This is a genomic window from Peribacillus sp. GL_122, from assembly GCF_057835005.1.
This window is the reverse complement of sequence record NZ_CM174415.1, coordinates 659,039-678,918: the sequence shown is the minus strand read 5'-3', so window position 1 is coordinate 678,918 and position 19,880 is coordinate 659,039. Positions and strand designations below refer to the sequence as shown.

Here is a 19,880-nt window from a genome sequence, read left to right as displayed (position 1 = left end):
CTCACTTAACTTTCATTTTTTCTAACATTTCGATTAAGATTCGATTAAATATAGAAAGTACTGATGACCTTAACTTTGGATTGACCGCTGCCTCATTAAACTTTATTTGAACACTTGAACCCGGGGTGATGATAATGACGATTGGATAATGGGTCGTTTCCCGTCCTTCTTTCAAACTCACATTGATTTCATCATTATTAGCTAGTAGCATGGGATAGTTTTCAAAAGCATATAATGATTCAAACAAATGATTCTCCAAATTAGCCCACTCATAAATCTCTGATAATGGTGTATTCTCATAGGCACTTAGTTCCAAAAACTCTTTTTGAACTTCATCGAGCAGTTCAATGTAAGTCTTTTCTTGGCTGATATGCTTTATAAATGGCACAGTATTGATAAATGGACCAACCATGGCCTCAATATTCCGGACTGGGATATTCCTGCCGGATGTCACTACACCGCAGCATACATTTTCCGTACCTTTTACTTCTTTTAAAGTGGCTAGCCATATAGTTAGAAAGAAAGTATTCATGGTAATCTTGTATTCCTGACAGAATCGTTGAATGGTATCAATCAATTCCTCATCCAGTACTTTCAAGTAACAATTTTCAATGTATCCCTCGCCTTCCAACACTCCCGTTATACTGGATCCGGAATTTCGGGCACCTTCCAATTTCCCTGCCCAATATTCCCGCAGCTCCTTATTACTCGTATAATCTTTCATATATTCAACATACTCTTTAAATGAAGCACTACCGGATGATGATGGTGTTATGGAATGATAAGAATTAAAGATGTCATTAATAACCATCGAATAACTCCAGCCATCCATAATAATATGATGGAATGTCCAAATTAATTGGTATTCATTGTCCGTAAGCTTAACGATCATAAATCGATTCAACCTATTGTTCTCGATATCTATCATCTTATATTGATCTGCTAACAACTTTTCCAGCTTTACTTGTTGATCCGTTATTTCTTCATATTCAATCTCGGGATCCATGGAATTCATTAACAATTGGTAGAATAACCCTTTTTTACTTGAATATAATTTCGTTTTTAAAATGTCATGTTTCCCTGACGTTGTCACAATGGCATTCTTTAATTTTTCAAAGTCCAGAAAACCTTTAATATCAAATATGAGTTGCACTTTATACTGGCTGCTCTCACTATCAAACAAGCTATGGTACAACATCCCTTTTTGCAAAGCAGTCAATTCATAAATATCAATAATTCCTGTTTCTTTGCGCAGTAGTTGGTTAAGTTCCTCTTCAGGCATATCCAACAATGGAAAGTCTTCCGGACGGTACATCTGTTTTACCAATTTTGTTTCTTCTTCCAATGTCCGCAACAATTCCGGCAAATTGCGTTGAAAATATCTTTCAAAATCTTCTCTTACGAAATGTCTGTTATAGTTTATTTTTATAGTTTGCTCTTCGTTCACTACAAGCAATTCAATATCGACTTCATGCTCGGTATAGGAATTATGTTGAATATCTTGTTCACTAAAAAAGATGACCTCTTTTGCAGCCAATTCATTACTTTGGTGAAATCTGCCTAAATTATTAAAACTGATGATCGGCCTATTTTGTTTCATATGTGTCTCGCCACATAATTCGGTCAGGATTCCATACTCAATCCCTTTATTAGGCAGTGTCCTTAACTTTTTCTTTGTGCCTTGAATCGTGTTCGAAATGGTTTCTTTATTTTCTATATAAACCGGGCTCATGGTCGTAAACCATCCTACTGTCCTGGACAAATCGACACCTGCAAATAATTCTTCGCGGCCATGTCCCTCCAAAGTGAAATGAATATCCTTTTTATTAAAATACTTCCCGATTAGCGTTGCGAAAACTGATAAATATATTTCATCAATAGATGCTTTATACGCTTTTGTCATTTCATTATAGATTTTGTTTGTAATCTCTTTATTCAGCTTCAATTCAAATGATTTTCCATCGTAAACATTCCCTGTTTTGACTATGGCGTTTTCGTTTACTGCCTTATGTTCATTCAGCCAGTACTCTTTAATGCCTAATGGAATGCTATTTTTGTATTGGTTTAGATTATTCGCCCATTCCTTATATGATGTCGTTTTAGTATCCAGTTTTAGTTCTTGATCGTTGATATCTTGAATATATAGCCGGTCAAAATCTTCGATCAATATTCTCCAGGAAACCCCATCAACAAGTAAATGATGAATGATCCAAATGATTACATGCTCATTTTGGCCAGTATTGATGCATTCGATTTTCATCAGTGGTCCGTTTGAAATGTTCATGCCCTGCTGTGCATCGTTCCCGAGTCTAGCTATTTCCCGTTCCTGTTTATCTTTATTCATATTCGATAGATTTACGTAATTCATAGTCCAATTTTCAGCCGGGTCGATATGCTTTTCCACTTTTGAAAATGATTCATCTTTATTGAACCTTGATCTCAGCCCATCATGATGTCTAACGATATGAGCCATGATCTTTTGCAGCAGCTTCTCATTCAATTTCGGGTATCCCTTTAACGTTACAGATTGATTCCAATGATTAAAATTATTTATTTGTTGAGTGAAAAACCAACTTTGAATAGGTGTAAATGGCGCCTTTCCAAAAACATCAGACTGATTTATCGTTAAATCGCCCGTCAATTCCACAACCTTTGCCAGCTCTTCGATACTTTGTTTTTCAAAGATGTTTTTTGAAGTAATGAAAAGATTTTCTTTCTTGGCAAGTGAACAAATTTGAATGCTTAGGATGGAGTCTCCTCCACATTCGAAAAAGTTATCAAAGATGGTTATTTCCTGATTATTCAACACCTCTTTCCATATCTTTAACAATTTTTGTTCCGTTCCATTATTGGCACTTTTATTGTTGGTTCCTTCCGTGTTCGTTTTTGTATCCGGCAGGCTCTTCATGTCGACTTTGCCGTTAACGGTTAGCGGAAATGACTCCATTTTAATGAAATAAGAAGGAATCATATATTGGGGAAGATGATTCTTCATATAATCCCGGATATAATTTTCTTCCAGGTCATTGTCGGAGATATAATAAGCAATGATGAATTTCTTTGCCTTAGATTCATCTTTTATCGCTATAAAGCAATCCTTTATACCTGTGCATTTATTTAGAACGGCACTGATCTCGCCAAGTTCGATACGATATCCCCTGATTTTCACTTGGTCATCCGCTCTGCCTGCAAATAGTAAATTTCCATCCTCGGTATACTTAACTAAATCTCCAGTTTTATATAGCTTCCTTGAAGGATTGAACGGATTTGGGATGAAGCTTTCAACGTTTTTCTCCGGATTATTTATATATCCTCTTGCAATGCCTTTCCCGCCGATATACAACTCGCCTATTTGACCCTTAGGAGTGGGCTTTATCCTGGTATTGAATACATATGCTTCTGCATTTAAGATCGGCTTTCCGATCGGGATCACTGTATCATCACTTGAAAGTACCTTATATGCTGTCGAAACGACAGTGCCCTCAGTTGGCCCGTAATTATTATATAAATCAAAATTCAAATGATCGGGTATTGTTTTTAAACGATCTCCCCCTGTCAAAATGGCTCTGATTGATTCTGGAAATTTCATATCGTTGATAAATAATTGCTCGAGCAGTCCCGTTGAAAAAAACGCGAGTGTGACTTTCTCCTTTTCTAACTTCTCCGAAAGGATCTCTACATCCAATAAATCATAGTAATCCAATATCACGAGTTTATTCCCATTTGTCAGGTAAGGGAATATCTCCCAAACGGAAGCATCAAAAGATGTATTCGAAACTAGTACTGCTGCATCTTTTCCATCGACAGAATAATAATTGATATGCCAATTACAGAGGTTAGCCAACCCTCCATGTTCAATCATGACCCCTTTAGGTTTTCCCGTTGTTCCTGAAGTGTAGATGATATAGGCCAGATCACTTTCCGATATCTTTCTTGAAACGAATTCTTCGCATTCAATTTCTCGTTCTTTTAGTATGTCTTCGATACATATTAGTTTTCCTTCATCACCGGGATACTTTGAAAGTCCTTCTTCATTACTTAAACAATATTTGATTTGAGAATCCTCAATCATATGTTTCAGCCGTGACTCTGGTTGTGACGGGTCCAAAGGCACATATGCCGCCCCAACTTTCATAATGGCTAAAATGGCCGTAACCATATTGATCGATCGATCCATAAAAATCCCAATTCTATCTTCTACATTTACATGGTTTCGGAATAATCGGTGCGCCACCTGATTTGCCCGGGCATTTAACTCGCTATACGTCACTTGGTCATCACCATGAACAATGGCAACATCACTTAAATTTGTACTTACTATATTCTCAAACTTAGTTATTACATCTTCAAAACGCTGATCTTCCACTTCTTGATTTACATTGCCTGTACCCATTTCGATTATTGATCGTAACTGTTGAGGCTCTAAGTAGGTGATGTCCTTTATCTTCTTGCTTTCCTCGGTTGTAATCTCTTGCAGCCAATACTGAAAATTACTAGCCATTCTTTGAATCGTCGCTTTATTAAATAATGATTTGTTGAATTCAAACGAAATGAATAATTCATCCCCATCCATTTCTTCTACCTGAACAACTAAATCAAATTTAGCTTTAAAGGTATTGATTTTTTTCGGCTTTAACGTGAAATTTCTATATGCCAGCTTTTCTTTTTGGTTATTTTGCAGGACAAATACTGTATCGAACAATGGCGTATTTCCCATGGTTCTTTCTGCCGATAAATATTTCAAAATTTCCTTAGTAGGTAAATTTTGATGGTCAAAAACACCTGCAATAGCTTTTTTATTTTTCCGCAATATTTCTTCAAATGAATCTTCCTGGGATACATTTAATTTAAAGGGCAATGTGTTGACGAAATACCCTATCAATTGTTCGGTATCCACATGGTTTCTCTTTGCCAAAGGACTTCCAACGACAACTTCCTCTTCATCAAAGTACACCGATAAAAAGGTTTGATAGGCGGTAAGTAAACTCATGAACAAAGTCGATTTCGTTTTTTTATGAAGACTTTCCAGGTTGTTTTGAATTTCTTTAGGTAACAAAAAGCTGATAATATCGGAAGTGCTTTTACCTTCTCCGGTTTTTTGATGATCATATTGTAAAAAGGACTTTTGCCGTAATGCAGTTATTTCATTACTCCAGAACTCATTATCCTTACCACTTACATAATTTGGCGAGTTTTTTTGCCATAAAGCATAATCTCCATATTGGATTGATTGGTTATCTCTATCATTTCGTTCGCCATTCTCGATTTCCTCATAAATGGAAAACCAATCATTGATCATTAATGGAGTCGACCAACCATCAAAAATAATATGGTGGATGTTACATAATAATTGATGTTCACATTCATTTGTCTTCACTAGCGAAATCGATAAGAGGGGACCATTTCCTAAATCAAATTGCCGTTCCGTTTCTTCCATCACCAAGTGATTTATTTTTTCTTCCTGCATGTCTAAAGGAATATCCGAAACATCGAAATAGTTAATATAATGATGAATCGACTCATCGAAAGCCAAGATGCCCATTCCAGATTCTTCTCTAATGACACTTTTTAATATTTGATGTTTATTGCTTAGCTCATCTAAAGATAGTTCCAGATTTCCTTCATTCACTTCACCTGATATTTCATACGAAAAAACTATGTTATATAACGATTTGTCTACATTGGTTTGGTGAATGAACCACAAATTTTCTTGTTCATATGTTAAAGGGTATGTATTTCTGGCATTAATATTGATCGGTGTATAATCTTGCTTTACCTCTTCTTTTTGACGAGTTTCTATGACCCGGGATAATTTCATAATCGTATCGTTCTCCAATAAAACTGAAGGAGCAATTTCAATTTGAAATTGATTTTTAATCTTGACAATTAATCTCATTATCGATAATGAGTTCATTCCACATTCAAGTAGGGACTGATTATTTTTTATAACCCCATTGCCTATGATGCTAACAACCAATTCTCTTACTTTTTCACTAATTGTTTCATCCACTGGACTCTTGATATTCGATGGAGCTTCACAGTCTTTTATGACGATTTTGGGTAATAAAGATTTATCCAGTTTGCCATTTACCGTTAGGGGGATGTTGTCCACCTTGATAAAAAAGCTTGGTATCATATAGGCTGGCAATGAGCTTTTTACACTTTCCCTCAAATAATCAGCAGCTAATTCTTCATCAGCAACATAGTATAAAAATAGATGCATATCATCATTAAATGCTTTATCCATCGTAACGACTGCATTCTTGATGTTTTTCAAATCATTATACGAGCTCTCTATTTCCCCTAATTCAATCCTGAAACCTCTTAACTGCACTTGCTCATCATTCCTGGCGATATATTGCAGATCACCATCATCCAAAACTTTCACTACATCCCCTGACTTATAGTAGAGAACATTATCAATATCCGTAAATTTCATCTTATTCATCATGGTATTTTTATAGTAGCCTAGCGAAACACCTTTTCCTGAAACGTATAACTCTCCCTCTTCATCTCCAGTTACTTCTGCTCCATTTTGATTCATCACCTTGAACCCAAGATGTGGCAAGACTTTTCCGATATTCGTAATTCCTTTTTCCACATCACCCTTAGCAATTTCTTTGTATGTTACATGCACGGTGGTTTCAGTTATTCCGTACATATTTATTAGCTTTGGCAGCCTGCCATTTTCGGGAGAAAACCACTGCGTCAATTTCTTGAAGTTTAATGCTTCCCCTCCAAAAATGATGTATTTTAAACTTAATTCATTTTGTCGGTTTATGAGTTCACCAATCACCTCGAAAAAAGCGCTTGGTGTACAATTGAAAACGGTTGTTTGTGTATTTATCAATAAATCAACAAAGGATATTGGATTTCTGCTTTCCTCAAATGAAACCACTACAACTTCTCCGCCATATATCCAAGCCCCCCACATCTCCCAGACAGAGAAATCAAATGCGTAGGAATGGAAAAATGTCCATATATCTTTATTATTAAACTCGAACAAACCGTCGCAGCCTAAAAACAAGTTCATGACATTTTCATGTGAAACGCAAACTCCTTTAGGCTTTCCTGTAGAGCCCGATGTGAAAATGATATAAGCTGGATCCTCTGGATCAATTAAGGTATGGAAATTCTCACTTGCCATATCATTTGAATTCTCTATCACTTCATCGAGGGTTACATAATTGCAATCAATGCCGCTAATCCGGCCTTTATCCCCAATCAATAACTTCAATTCTGAATTCTTTATTATATGCTTTACTCTTTCATCAGGACTTTTAGGGTCGATAGGTACATAGGTAGCCCCCAATTTAAGGAGTGCTATGATTAAAAATAAAACATGCTCCGACTTTTCAATATAGATTCCGACATTATCTCCTTTATTTATCCCTTTCTCCTTTATGTACAGCGCCATTTTATTTGCCAAGATATTCGTTTCTTTATATGTAAATTGCATATCCTTATTTCTTACTGCAATATTGTCTCCATATTCCCTAACACTTTCTTCAAATAGATTCGCTAAAGAATTCATCTTCATCATTTTCCCCCATTATTTTAAATATGTGCCTGATGCAACTGTCAACATATGAAAAACTAAAGAAATTAAAGCTATTACAATCGCTATGATTATTGCATTTCTTCTCTTGACGAGCGCCAACTTTTCCAAACTAAAACTGAATAGTATTAAACTGACAATGTAAAACAATTCAAACTCGGCCATGAAGGTGTGAAGAATGGAACTTTTATCATGCACCAGTAAGGATAAACTAGTAAATGTGGTTTCCTTGCTTTTAACCAATAATGCGATTATTGCATTAACACCAGATCCAATTACGATGCATATCCCAGCATTTATGACAGCTTGGCAAATTCCTTTAATATTTACCGGTCTTTCTTTTAAAACTAAAAATAATAGGCACACAATTAATATTTGAATGATGAAAGTGACCAATAATCCTAGAGCCCCCATTACAATTGTGTTAATGGCAAAACTCATGGCTCCGATTTCTGAAATGGACATGCCATTTAATACATTCATCCCTTTTTGATCCGCAGTATATAACAAAAGCGTCGTTTCGATACCTGCGATTAAACTGAGTATCAATAACGAAAATATTAACTTATGAACTCTATCCTCTTTTTTAAAAAGATATTGTACTAATTTATTATTGTTTTTAAATTCAGCATTTGCTTCCATTTTTAATTCCATTGGTATTCCCCCTCAATTATTTTCGTAGAATTTATTGGAAAGGTAACGCTTCTTATTTCATCATTCACGAGTACAACCGTTGATTTGTACTGGGAAAAATTCCTATAGAAAAGTGAGATGTTATCATGATTCATTTCAACCTTGGAAATCTCATAGATTTCAAGTGGTGAGGTCAATCCTGTTTTTAGTATTTTTGATAGACTTTCTTTTGCACTAAAGAAAATTTCCTTACTTAAAAGACCTTCACTATCCTTAATCATTTTTTTCTCGGTTTCTGTTAAATAGGTCTCTAAAAATTCAGAATCAGTTTTCGTTTTAGTTTCAATATCGATTCCCATTGGATGCAGTTGATCAAAAATCAATATTCCGAATGTTTTATCCGTATGAGTGATGGATATACCAATGTTCATGTTCATTAATAAGAACAAGTTATTAACAATAATCGGCTGTCCAAAGACTCCTTTCAACAGTGATACATTCTTTATTTCATCCAAATCTATATCTAAAAACTCCATAATTGCTTTTTTTCCAAAGTACAAACTTTTCTTTGCTTCGATGGTTCTTTTGCCATTTTGCAAATTAAGATAATTCCATTCCTTTTCGTTGAAAATATCATCAATATAGTCCAAATTGACTGAATCCGCTTCATAAAACTTGATGTAAGATTTATAAATTTTCTTCTTATTCATAAAATATTCAATCAATTATAATTTCCCTCCCCTCTTTTTTTAAAAACATCGCATTTTTTCTCCATTTTTTTCCTCAAAAATTTCTTTTTTTAAACAATTATTTCATTTTCTAGGTTAATTATTACCTATTATCATTATCGATAACACTTTATCACAACAATTTTGCCGAGTCCATTAAAAATTTGTAAATTATCTACATTACATAATAACTTTACCAATTTTTTATTATTTTTCCTTCTTAGTAGTATTTTCATAGGGATTTTAGTATGAAATATTTTAAAAAATGTGTATGAAGTGAATAAATTTTCTAATTAAAAAAGCCATATTTTATTTTTCACTATAATTTGTGAAAAATAAAATATGGCTTTAATACTGTTCGATCATTTTGGTTGTTTCGTAAAAATGTGCATTGCCTTTTTTAATATCTCATTCTCTTCCTGTAAATCTTTAATTATTTTATCCTTTTCCTCTTTCAGACTGAGACCTGATAAACCAATACTGGAGTCCGCCTGTCCCTCTTCATTTGTTTCTTTATAGATATTGACCCAATTTCTTAATGTAGGTGTCGAGATATTAAGTTCTTCGGCCAATTCCCTAGGTTTTCTGCCTTCTTCCAATACTAATCGAGCAGCATAAATTTTAAAATCTCTATCATGGTGCTTCCCCATAATAAGACACTCCTTTTTTAAATTTATTTAGTGCCGATTTTCTGTACTTCCTTTATATACTTTTCTAATATAACGACTTTCATAAATTATATTTCAACCTATTAATCAAAACGGAATTGATCGCTATTACGATCATTAATATTATGAGAGCTCCCATCAGGGGTTGGACACTGAACCAAACCAAGCCAAAATGAATGGCTGTAACCATGATTAATAATGGCAATCCATAAAGCAGGCTTATTAATACATTGGGGTTTGATTTAATGGCAGCAGATGGGTTCTCCCATTCTATACTTGGATTTTTCATATCATATAATGGTGTTAGAAGATTATAGCAAACCACTAAACAAGAAGTAATTAATAACATGACTGCATTTTCCATTTCCCAATAGCCAAAAAGTGTAAATATCATAAAGCTGATCAATACGGCTATAATTCCTATTATTGATGAAAATATCACTTTAGAAAAATAAACATATTTTTCATCAAAAGGGGCACTTTTCAGTAAATAATGATATTTCCCTTCTCTTGAATATGGGGTTCCGCTTATATTATTAATACAGCACAAGAAAAGGATCGAATATGAAAAGTATTTATCAAAGACTCCCTCTTTCGTTATATTCAAATAATTCGGGAACACTTCATTCTGAATCAGCAATAACATGACAAGTGAAAAGACTGGCGGCAATAAAAGACCTAAAGCGATTTGCATCTTAAAATATGCTTCAGATTTAATGATCCATATCTCTCTTTGTAAATAGTTACTCCATTGATTTTTTGATATATTAACCTTTGAGTTTTTCATATTCGCTTTGTTATTTCCCAATAACCCGTTTTTGAAATAATTAACGGAAATGTTTTCTATAATAAATGAATACAATAGGAAACCAATTACTAGTATCGAAATATAAATAATAATAAATTGAACTGTTATTTCATTTGATACAAAAGCATCCAGTATCCACTTAATCACTGGAATCATATTTGCGGTTTCAAACATATGTCTCATTATGGATTCCAACGAGTTTTTAAGCCCTTCAAAAGAATTCAAATCTATTTCCGAGATGACCTTTGATATGGCAATCGATGATTTTCCAGCAAAATATACAATGAAAATAATCGCAAGCATGAGGATGACAGCAATGTTCACCATTAAGTATGCTACTTTATTTTTGAATCTATAATAATACCTATTAATGCACGATAAGATAAAAAGCAGGAGCAAAGCCGTTAAACCATTGACAATCGGTAAAAATATGAATAATTTAAACGCTTCCATAAACTTTAGATCGAATATCAAGAAGCCTATTGTTGGCACCTGGATTACCATTGATAAGATGATGGGGACCCATAAGCCACTTAACACCTTAGCCCTTGATATTTCTTTATAGGTGAGTGGCAGAGGCGCCAACACTTTAAATTCATAATACGCAAATATTTGTGATGTGGACAAATAGCAAACCAACGCAAAGACGAGAATGCTAGAAATCGTTACATTATAAAACAGGAAGACCTCGGTATCTCCAAGAAAATAAACAAAAGCGTTTACGACAGTCAGCTGCAAAAACATATAAAAAACGGCTATTATCAGTACAGCCTGCAACATTGTCTGCTTGGGCATTTTATAGAAGGAAGAAATGAAAAATCTAGTTAACTGAAGTTTTTCCTTCATATACCTGAGCCTCCATAAAGGTAGATTCTAATGAACTTTCACCTATTATATTTTGTATTTCATCATGCAGGATGATTTTCCCCTCTTTTAAAATAGCCACTGTATTACAAATTTTCTCTGCCACATCCAGCAGATGCGTCGAGAAAAACACTGTACCGCCCGTTTCAACATATTGTTTGATTAACCCCTTAAAAACTAAAACGGCGTTTGGGTCTAATCCATTTAACGGTTCATCCATAATGATGATCGGGGGATTAATGGTAAAAGCCGCTATCAGGGATACCTTATGCATCATTCCATAAGAATAACTTCCCATTGGCTTTTTAATGGACTCCTGCATCCCAAACCGATTGATATATTTCCCCAAACATTCTTTGTCATCATTTCCATATAGGTTCATCAAGAAACGAATCCAATCAAATCCCGAAACATTGTTAAAAACATTGATAGTATCAGGGATGAAGAAAAATTGTTTTTTATATTCTATGCCGTCTTCTTTGGTAAGGCCATTTATTTCAACCTTTCCATTTTCAGAATCTAAAATACCTGTAATAATGTTCAGCGTCGTGGTTTTCCCTGCACCATTTGCCCCTATAAAACCTAAGATTTCCCCTTTTTTGATTTCTAGATTTACACCATTCAAAATCTTCTTGGCCGAGTAGCTTTTCTCTAAATCTGTGATGCTTAACAAAGTTATCATCCTCCCATCACTTCATGATTAACACATTTCCATCCCCAACTTACTCGTTATTGAATTTCTTTTTTGAAATCCATATATTCGTTACCAATATCGTTACTGCCGTTAACGCAAGTGCCGCTATTGCACCCCAAATCGCCTGTGAATTGACTGTGCCTAAAATCAGTATTTCCATGGCATGTTTACTCATGCTTGCCGGATTCACATTGTCTATAACCGGACTTAACCCAACTATGATTCTACAGCCGAGGAGAAATACTATCGAAATTAATGCAATAATACCCTGACTATTAAAAATGGTACTGATCATCGTCGTGAATGAAACGATAAATAGGATCCACAGCAGATAGAACAGCAAAGCCACTACTAAATCCCCAAAATCAACACTCGTAAACAAAAAAACTACATACAGATATGAAACCAAATATCCCAATGCTACACTGCAGGCAACAAACAGATAATTGGAAATGATTTTCCCGCTTATATAAGATCCAACCGTCACTGGCCTTGTAAGAATGAAAGCCAGCATTCCATTTGCTTTATCGGATTGTACGACTCCCATCATGGAAACGATGATGATCATGACCCCTAGCTGATCGAATTGAGACCCTAAGGTACTAGCAAGAACTTCGCCGCCTTTTTGGGCAGCCATGCTTGGATCAATGGTGATCCCTTGGCCCCCGCCCAGTGCCTCTAATATTGAAGGTAAATAATAGCTTACGACTGGTTGAGTTATTCCTAAAAATATAAATACAAGCGGTAGCCAAATCACTTTATATTCACGTAACATCTGAACAAATTCCTTTTTAGCTAAAACGGCAAAATTATTCATTTTTCCACCACCAATTTTAAGAATATCTCTTCCAATGTATCGTTATCTATTTCGAACCTTACAAGATCAACATTATGCTCTAAAGCATTCGCCAGTAACATATTCTTGTTTGACTCAATATTTTCCACTTCTATCTTCAATTTATTTCCCATTACCTCTACACCTTTGACAAAGTTCAAGCTTTTAACGTTTTCAATCCATTTTTGACTTTTAGAGGTTATGTCGACATTGATTTTATTTCCGCTATTCCTGTTTAATAATTCCGACATTGTTGTGTCCTCAATTTTTTTACCACTTTTTATAATGACAAACCTCTCACATATTTCTTCTGCATCGCTTAATATATGCGTCGATAATAAAATTGTCGTATCTTTCTTTATATCTTTTATGATGTTTAACACTTCTCTTCGGCCGATTGGATCCAATGCAGAAACCGGTTCATCCATGACAATCAATGCTGGTTTATGTAACAGCGCCTGTGCAATTCCAAGCCTTTGTTTCATTCCACCTGAAAAAGTCCGCACTTTGGAGTTCTCTTCCCCGCTCAACCCCACTTTTGACAATATCTCTGGAATGCCGCTTAATAATTCTTCCCTCTTGATACCTGAGAGCTGACCCATGAAAGTGAGGGTCTCTTTGGCAGTCATCCATTGAAAGAAGTTTGGGTATTGTGGTAAATAGCCTATTTCCTTTTTCATTTTTGAAATTTTCTTACCATCAAGCAATACTTCTCCCATACTTGGATCTATAATATCTGAAATCACTTTTATTAGTGTCGATTTACCAGCCCCATTTGGCCCTATCAATCCAACACATTCCCCTGATTGCAGTTCCATTGAAAAATTACTGACCGCTGTTTTTTCTTTGAATTTTTTTGTAACATTTTTAATCTCTAATTTCATATTCTTTCACTGTCCTTTCTACCAATAACGAAATACAGAATTGGACCGATAGTATTTGCAAAAATAATGATGAGTGTCCACAATAAAACATTTTTCCTCGTCTTTCGATTTCTGTATAAATCAATTAATGCTATAAGCACTAAAATCATTCCAATAGCAATTACCGGTAAAATAATCGGCAGAATAGACATGAAATCAATATCTTTCAATTCGTTCCATCCATAATGCAATTCCATATATACCACTCCTTTGAAAACGAAATATTATTATCATTATCGATAATGATAACATGAAAAATGGAATTTTGCACCTATTTTTTTCTTTAATAAAATATTGTTTTAGTTTTTATTGTTATTTATAATGATAATATTATCACAATGAATAATAATAAAAATATAGTGTTATTTATTAAATTTTATTTCATGAAGACATTATTTTTTTACCCTTATTTGAAAAGGCTTATTATTTACTTCGAAAAAATATTTCTGTAATATTATTTTTCAAACCGTGTCATTTTTATTTAAATGAAAATGATTCAAACATTACAATATATGATGAATTAAACTTATTATTCATGGCCAACATTAAAATTGATTGAAAATTATCCAGTTATAATTTCCAATGTGAGGAGAATAAGATGATTAATAAAGCTGAAATTTTAATGCATCCTGTAAGAATAAAGATTACCCAAGCTTTAATGAGAAACAGGGAAAATGGCTTAACACCATTGGAAATGTTAAAAATCATTAAAGATGTACCCCAAGCAACATTATATAGACATATACAGGTTCTGTTGGATTCAGGGGTCATTCGCATTGTAAAAGAGAAAAAAGTGAGATCCGTTTCCGAAAAATACTATGTTTTAAATGAAGAAGAAGCGCGACTTAGCGGGGAAGAATGGAAAAAATCTTCTAATGAGAAAAAGGTGAATTATTTTTCTTATTATCAATTATCCCTTATGACTCAATATCAAAACTATCTTAATAAATTAGAAGAAAGAGACTGCGCGGAGGATGGTTCAACCTTTTCCCTTTTAGAACTAAAGCTTGATGATGAAAGCTTTATTAACTTCCAAAATGAATTGAACGATTTAATGTTAAAATACTACAAAGCTACGAATCAAAGTGCTAAACAAGACTCTCCTATTCGAACAATCGGCGTTACAATTATTCCAGAATCATAAAAAATGAAAAGGCTGTTCCAAAACCATGGACTCAAGAACGGTGAATTCTATAGATGGAAACGTATCTATATATTCAACCAATCAGGTTGCAATCTCCGTTTTGAAACAGCCATTCATTATGGAATAAACTCTAAAATGGGTTTACCACTCTTTTTTTGGACAGGTCAAAAAGTGCCATACCCGCTGTCAGCAGCTCCCCAATGCTTCCTTGATGCTGCTGTATACTTCGTCCCACAGGTGCTTTTCTTCAGCAAAAGCCGCAGTTATCTTTTTAATAACTGCTTTTTGCTCTGCCTCGAAACGTTCATCACCCTTGGCCGGCAGGTCAGACCTCAACTCCATTACGTACTCTTGTACCTTTGGTGCACGAGGTCCCCAAACAGCTTTTTCTTCACCATTATTATCAATGAATATAAAAATAGGGATCGAACGCGCTGTTCCATTCGTTAAGTATTGATCCATCAGTTCAAGATTTTGATCTCGTAAAACCATGCGAGTTTCAATATTTGCCGCTTCAGATATATTCAGCAATATAGGAATATTCATCATCGCATCTCCGCACCAGTCTTCAGTAATGACAATGGCTCGAAGTTCCTTCGTCTTTAATTCATCAAAGAACCCTTGGTCCTCTGCAGAAATGGAAAAACCCTCCTGAATCGATTGTAAGTTTTCTTTATGAACTTTCATCGAAGCTACAAATTCTTTAGCAGGAATCCCCTTTTCAAACCATTCATTCAGTGTCGTCATACTATTTCTCCTAACTATTTTTAAATTAAAAGTACCATAAACCACTTATTATTTCATTGTTTCCACCCTGAAAAATAAAATGACAAATTGGTAAATTAAAACCATGTTTTTCTTTCCCGGGTAAAGGGAAAACTCTAAATACATTCAATAGCTTGCTAACTACCTATTTTATATTCATTAAAACATTGTTTTTTAGTTTAGGAGATGAAATTTTGTGGAAGGTTTTCTCTTTGCGCTACTCCCTGCATTGACATGGGGCAGCTTAGTGCTTGTTTCCGAAAAACTCGGAGGCAACTCTTATAATCAAACGCTTGGCATTACAATCGGTTCATTACTGTTCGCCATTATGATGTCTTTCGTCAATCCGCCGGAATGGAGCAGTCTAGTGTGGATTGTCGGCATCATTTCCGGGATAGGCTGGGCATTCGGGCAGTTATTTCAATTCAATAGCGTTAAGGAAATCGGGGTATCGAAAACCGTTCCCATCTCAACAGGACTGCAAATTCTAGGAAATACATTTTTTGCGGTTATCATTTTCAGGGAATGGAATGACAGGATGACAGTCATCATCGGCATTGTTGCAATAATCTGTTTAATTACAGGTGTCTTGCTGACGAGCTACGGCGATGGTGATAACAAAAAAGCGGGAAACATGAAAAAAGGGGTTTTTTATCTTGCCATTTCGACGGTGGGTTATGTTACATATGTCATTGTTGTCAGATGGAATGAAGTTGACGGATGGTCGGCGATCCTGCCGCAAGCAATCGGCATGTTCCTGGCTGCCCTGCTCCTTTCCATCAAACATAAACCGTTTAATAAGTATGCTAGGCGTAATATTCTAACCGGATTGATGTGGGCAGTCGGTAATATCGGTCTCCTGCTTGCTAATCCAAAGGTGGGCGTTGCCATCGCATTTTCATTTTCCCAAATGGGAATCGTCATTTCCACTTTAGGCGGCATCTTTCTTTTAGGAGAGAAAAAATCCAAAAAGCAAATGGCCTTCGTCATCATCGGGTGTGTACTCGTAATTGCTGGCGGAGTCATGATCGGCTTCACAAAAGAATAGTCAAAGGAGCGATGAATGATGTATGAAGATTTAGAGAAAAAAGTGGTAGTCATTACTGGGGCGGCAAAAGGGTTAGGAAAAGCCATGGCCGAAAGGTTCGGTAAAGAAAAAGCACATGTCGTATTAAATTATCACACTGAAAATGACGACCATGAGGAAATCATTAAAACGATTGAAGCTGCAGGCGGGAAAGCCGCAGCGATTCAAGGCGACGTTTCAAAGGAAGCTGATGTGAAGAAATTGCTTTCATTCGCTGCGGACACCTTTGGTACGATCGACATCATGATCAACAATGCTGGTATTGAAAATGAAGTGCCCAGCGAAAAATTGACGTTGGAAGATTGGCAGAAAGTCATCGATGTAAATCTAACGGGGATGTTCCTGGCAAGCAGGGAAGCAATCAGTTACATGCTCAATCATGGTATCAAGGGCAATATCATTAACATGTCATCCGTTCATGACCGGATACCTTGGCCTCATTTTGTCCACTATGCAGCAAGTAAGGGCGGAGTGAAGATGATGACTGAAACTCTTGCACTTGAATATGCTCCCAAAGGGATTCGCATTAATAATATTTCACCTGGCGCAATCGACACACCCATCAATGCCGAAAAATTCAATGACCCAAAAGCTAAACAAGAAGTCATCGACCTGATACCGATGGGATACATCGGAAAGCCGGAACAAATTGCCGCTTGTGCCGCTTGGCTAGCGTCCGCAGAATCTAGCTACGTAACGGGAATGACCTTATATGCTGATGGCGGAATGACCAAATATCCAGGATTCCAAGCAGGAAAGGGCTGAACTTAACTTGTTAGTTTTAGTAGCTGTTGATATTTCCCTTCTATAAACAAGAGACCTTTATGTATATGGATAGGAGAAAAGAATTTGAGGGACTAGGATTTCTCCATAGTCCCTCTTTCCTTTGTCCTTCCCTTATATATGACTTTATTTGATGGATTCTAATGAAAATGCGAGTAATTTAATCCCTTATTCCCATTAATTTGTTATTTCTTCGTTAACAAAGCGATTTTTTGGATTCTTTAATCCAAGATGATCACGGAGAGTGTCTCCTTCGTAGTCCAAACGGAACAAACCTCTCTCCTGTAAAATTGGAACCACCAACTCGACGAAATCCTCTAAGTCGCTTGGTAACAGTGGAAATTGAAGCATAAAGCCATCTGAAGCTTTTTCAGTAAACCATAACTCCATTTCATCGGCTACTTGAGCTGGTGTACCGACAAATCTATCCCGTCTGGCAGGACTGAAAAATCTCGCATATAATTCACCGACTTTTATGTCTTCTTCATCAATAATTTTCTTCATTTCATTAAAATTACTTTGTATGCTATTTACTGATGGAAAATCAACATCCTTCGCTGGTGTATCTAAAGAATATTTTGAAAAATCTACGTTGCCCATATAACCAGAAACGAATTTCAAACTCTCATAAGGGTCAACGAGACTTTGGAGTTTATTGTATTTTTGAATGGCTATTTCTTCGGTTTCTCCGATAATAGGGGAAATTCCGTGAAGGATGTGGAGCTCTTCCCCGCTTCTTCCAAAATCCATTAAAGACGATTTTAATTCTTGATAATATCGTTTCGATTCTTCAATGTTATCCCAATGAGTGAAAACGACTTCGGCTGTTCGAGCGGCTAATCGCTGCCCTGGTATTGACGCACCCGCTTGAATAATAACCGGCTGCCCCTGCGCCGAGCGTGCAATATTCAACGGACCTTTAACTGAAAAATAGTTGCCTTTATGCCGAAGCTCATGTACTTTATCAGGATCAAAAAAATGTCCCGTTTCTTTGTTATGCACAAACGCATCATCTTCCCACGAATCCCATAATCCTTGGACAACGTCGATGAACTCCTCCGCTCGTTCATAACGATGATCGTGCGCCCAATGTTTATCGCGACTGAAATTCAAGGCCGTTTCTCCGGTCGCATCAGCTGTCGTAACAACATTCCAGCCCACCCGTCCGCCGCTTATATGGTCAACAGAAGCAAATTGGCGAGCGAGTACATAAGGTTCACTGTACGTTGTAGAAGCTGTCGCCCCAATGCCAATTTTTTCTGTCGCTGCAGCTAATGCTGTAATAAGTACAATCGGATCAAACCGATTAAGTATTTGAGGATGTGATTCATGATTAATGGCCAAACTATCTGCCACAAAGGCAAGATCAAATTTCCCTTTCTCCGCAATTTTTGAGAGTCTTTGCAAAGCTTTTACATCGATACTTGCATTCGGATTTGATGCCGGATGCCTCCACGACGCAACATGCATGCCTGTTCCAATCAGATAAGCAGCTAACTTCATCTGTCTGTCTTGAGCCATTCTAATCTCTCCTTATTTATTAGAATATATCTCCTTATAACTGCTCAATTCTTTCAAGGTAATGAATGTTGGAATATAGTTTCCATTATAGGTCTCTTCAATAAACTTAGCCGTTTTCTCTGATTGATAGAGATCAACTAGTTTTCGGAAAACTTCATTGTCTTGGTCTTCACTCCTGGCCGCTATAATATTTATATATGGCTTTGCAGTACTACTTTCATGCACAAGAGCATCTTTTAAAGTGAGTCCCGCTTCTACCGCAACTCCATTATTAATCACCGAACCAGCTGTATCTTCCATCACACGTGGGGCACTTGCACCATCGACAGGAACAATTTTGATTTTCTTCGGATTTTCCTTTATTTTATCCTGTCCACCATTCCCGTCAAAGTCATCAACAACCTTTAAGAGTTTAGCTTCTTGTAATAACAATAAAGCTCTCCCCCAGTTAGCCTGGTCATTGGGCACAGCAATTTGTGCACCATTTGGAATCTCTTCCACCGATTTATATTTACTTGAATACAAACCAAGAGGAGCAATAATTGTAGTCCCAATTGGAACGATGTCTGTATCGTTTTTCGCATTAAATGAATCTAAATAGGCAACATGTTGAAAGGCGTTGATATCAATATCCCCTTCTGCCAGCGCTGCATTCGGATCATAAGCCGATGAGAAATTAACAATTTCAATTTCTACCCCTTCTTTTTCAGCCTGTTCCTTTAAAAATTCCCATGTTCGAAGTTCAGAATTTCTAATCCCGACCTTCACTTTCGTTTGTTTCCCTCCTGCATTCGTTGAATCACTTGTGCAACCTGTCAATAACACCCCCAAGATAAGCAATATAGGTAAAATACATTTTTTCATCATTC

General features: G+C 35.9%; 15 protein-coding genes. 3 read left to right on the top strand and 12 right to left on the bottom strand.

Annotated elements, in window-relative coordinates; translation table 11 throughout:
* Window position 1: 1 nt before the first annotated feature.
* The 9 genes from AC3ISB_RS03265 to AC3ISB_RS03225 all read right to left on the bottom strand — a co-directional run bounded on the left by AC3ISB_RS03265 (window position 2) and on the right by AC3ISB_RS03225 (window position 13,908).
* Window positions 2-7,543, bottom strand: coding sequence for an amino acid adenylation domain-containing protein (locus AC3ISB_RS03265; protein WP_489275545.1), 7,542 nt, complete (start codon window positions 7,541-7,543; stop codon window positions 2-4).
* A 9-nt stretch (window positions 7,544-7,552) separates the two neighbouring features.
* Window positions 7,553-8,212, bottom strand: a complete 660-nt coding sequence (locus tag AC3ISB_RS03260; protein ID WP_141992619.1) for a hypothetical protein — start codon at window positions 8,210-8,212, stop codon at window positions 7,553-7,555.
* A complete protein-coding gene (locus AC3ISB_RS03255; protein WP_480339860.1) occupies window positions 8,203-8,916 on the bottom strand; it encodes a 4'-phosphopantetheinyl transferase family protein in 714 nt (237 codons plus the stop codon). The genes AC3ISB_RS03260 and AC3ISB_RS03255 overlap by 10 nt, the downstream gene beginning before the upstream one ends.
* 365 nt (window positions 8,917-9,281) lie before the next feature.
* Window positions 9,282-9,569 (bottom strand): transposase, encoded by a 288-nt coding sequence (locus AC3ISB_RS03250; RefSeq protein WP_098370555.1) that lies wholly within the window; start codon window positions 9,567-9,569, stop codon window positions 9,282-9,284.
* Between the two features lie 79 nt (window positions 9,570-9,648).
* Window positions 9,649-11,241 (bottom strand): hypothetical protein, encoded by a 1,593-nt coding sequence (locus tag AC3ISB_RS03245; protein ID WP_489275543.1) that lies wholly within the window; start codon window positions 11,239-11,241, stop codon window positions 9,649-9,651.
* Window positions 11,216-11,932: an ABC transporter ATP-binding protein gene (locus AC3ISB_RS03240; protein WP_489275542.1), complete on the bottom strand. Its 717-nt coding sequence runs from the start codon at window positions 11,930-11,932 to the stop codon at window positions 11,216-11,218. Before AC3ISB_RS03240 ends, AC3ISB_RS03245 begins: the two co-directional genes overlap by 26 nt.
* A 49-nt stretch (window positions 11,933-11,981) precedes the next feature.
* Window positions 11,982-12,770 carry an ABC transporter permease gene (locus AC3ISB_RS03235; RefSeq protein WP_141992622.1) on the bottom strand — a complete coding sequence of 263 codons (789 nt, stop codon included), beginning with the start codon at window positions 12,768-12,770 and terminating at the stop codon, window positions 11,982-11,984.
* On the bottom strand, window positions 12,767-13,672 hold the full coding sequence (locus AC3ISB_RS03230; protein WP_098370551.1) for an ABC transporter ATP-binding protein: 906 nt from the start codon (window positions 13,670-13,672) through the stop codon (window positions 12,767-12,769). Before AC3ISB_RS03230 ends, AC3ISB_RS03235 begins: the two co-directional genes overlap by 4 nt.
* Window positions 13,669-13,908, bottom strand: coding sequence for a PLD nuclease N-terminal domain-containing protein (locus tag AC3ISB_RS03225; RefSeq protein ID WP_034305547.1), 240 nt, complete (start codon window positions 13,906-13,908; stop codon window positions 13,669-13,671). Before AC3ISB_RS03225 ends, AC3ISB_RS03230 begins: the two co-directional genes overlap by 4 nt.
* Before the next feature lie 401 nt (window positions 13,909-14,309).
* Here AC3ISB_RS03225 and AC3ISB_RS03220 point away from each other — a divergent pair, with 401 nt between their 5' ends.
* On the top strand, window positions 14,310-14,855 hold the full coding sequence (locus AC3ISB_RS03220; protein WP_098370550.1) for a helix-turn-helix domain-containing protein: 546 nt from the start codon (window positions 14,310-14,312) through the stop codon (window positions 14,853-14,855).
* Window positions 14,856-15,041: 186 nt separating this feature from the next.
* Here the strand turns inward: AC3ISB_RS03220 and AC3ISB_RS03215 are convergent, their stop codons facing one another.
* Window positions 15,042-15,602 carry a thioredoxin family protein gene (locus AC3ISB_RS03215; protein WP_489275539.1) on the bottom strand — a complete coding sequence of 187 codons (561 nt, stop codon included), beginning with the start codon at window positions 15,600-15,602 and terminating at the stop codon, window positions 15,042-15,044.
* Window positions 15,603-15,816: 214 nt separating this feature from the next.
* Here AC3ISB_RS03215 and AC3ISB_RS03210 point away from each other — a divergent pair, with 214 nt between their 5' ends.
* A complete protein-coding gene (locus tag AC3ISB_RS03210; protein ID WP_144550520.1) occupies window positions 15,817-16,668 on the top strand; it encodes a GRP family sugar transporter in 852 nt (283 codons plus the stop codon).
* An 18-nt stretch (window positions 16,669-16,686) separates the two neighbouring features.
* Entirely contained in the window at window positions 16,687-17,472 is a 786-nt protein-coding gene (locus AC3ISB_RS03205; protein ID WP_489276844.1) for a glucose-1-dehydrogenase, read from the top strand.
* A gap of 195 nt (window positions 17,473-17,667) precedes the next feature.
* Here AC3ISB_RS03205 and AC3ISB_RS03200 read toward each other — a convergent pair whose 3' ends face one another.
* Both AC3ISB_RS03200 and AC3ISB_RS03195 read right to left on the bottom strand, forming a co-directional pair.
* Window positions 17,668-19,011 carry an LLM class flavin-dependent oxidoreductase gene (locus tag AC3ISB_RS03200; RefSeq protein WP_489275537.1) on the bottom strand — a complete coding sequence of 448 codons (1,344 nt, stop codon included), beginning with the start codon at window positions 19,009-19,011 and terminating at the stop codon, window positions 17,668-17,670.
* A 12-nt stretch (window positions 19,012-19,023) separates the two neighbouring features.
* The gene (locus tag AC3ISB_RS03195; RefSeq protein WP_179086149.1) at window positions 19,024-19,875 is read right to left on the bottom strand and encodes a MetQ/NlpA family ABC transporter substrate-binding protein; all 852 of its coding nucleotides are present in this window, start codon (window positions 19,873-19,875) and stop codon (window positions 19,024-19,026) included.
* Window positions 19,876-19,880 lie beyond the last annotated feature (5 nt).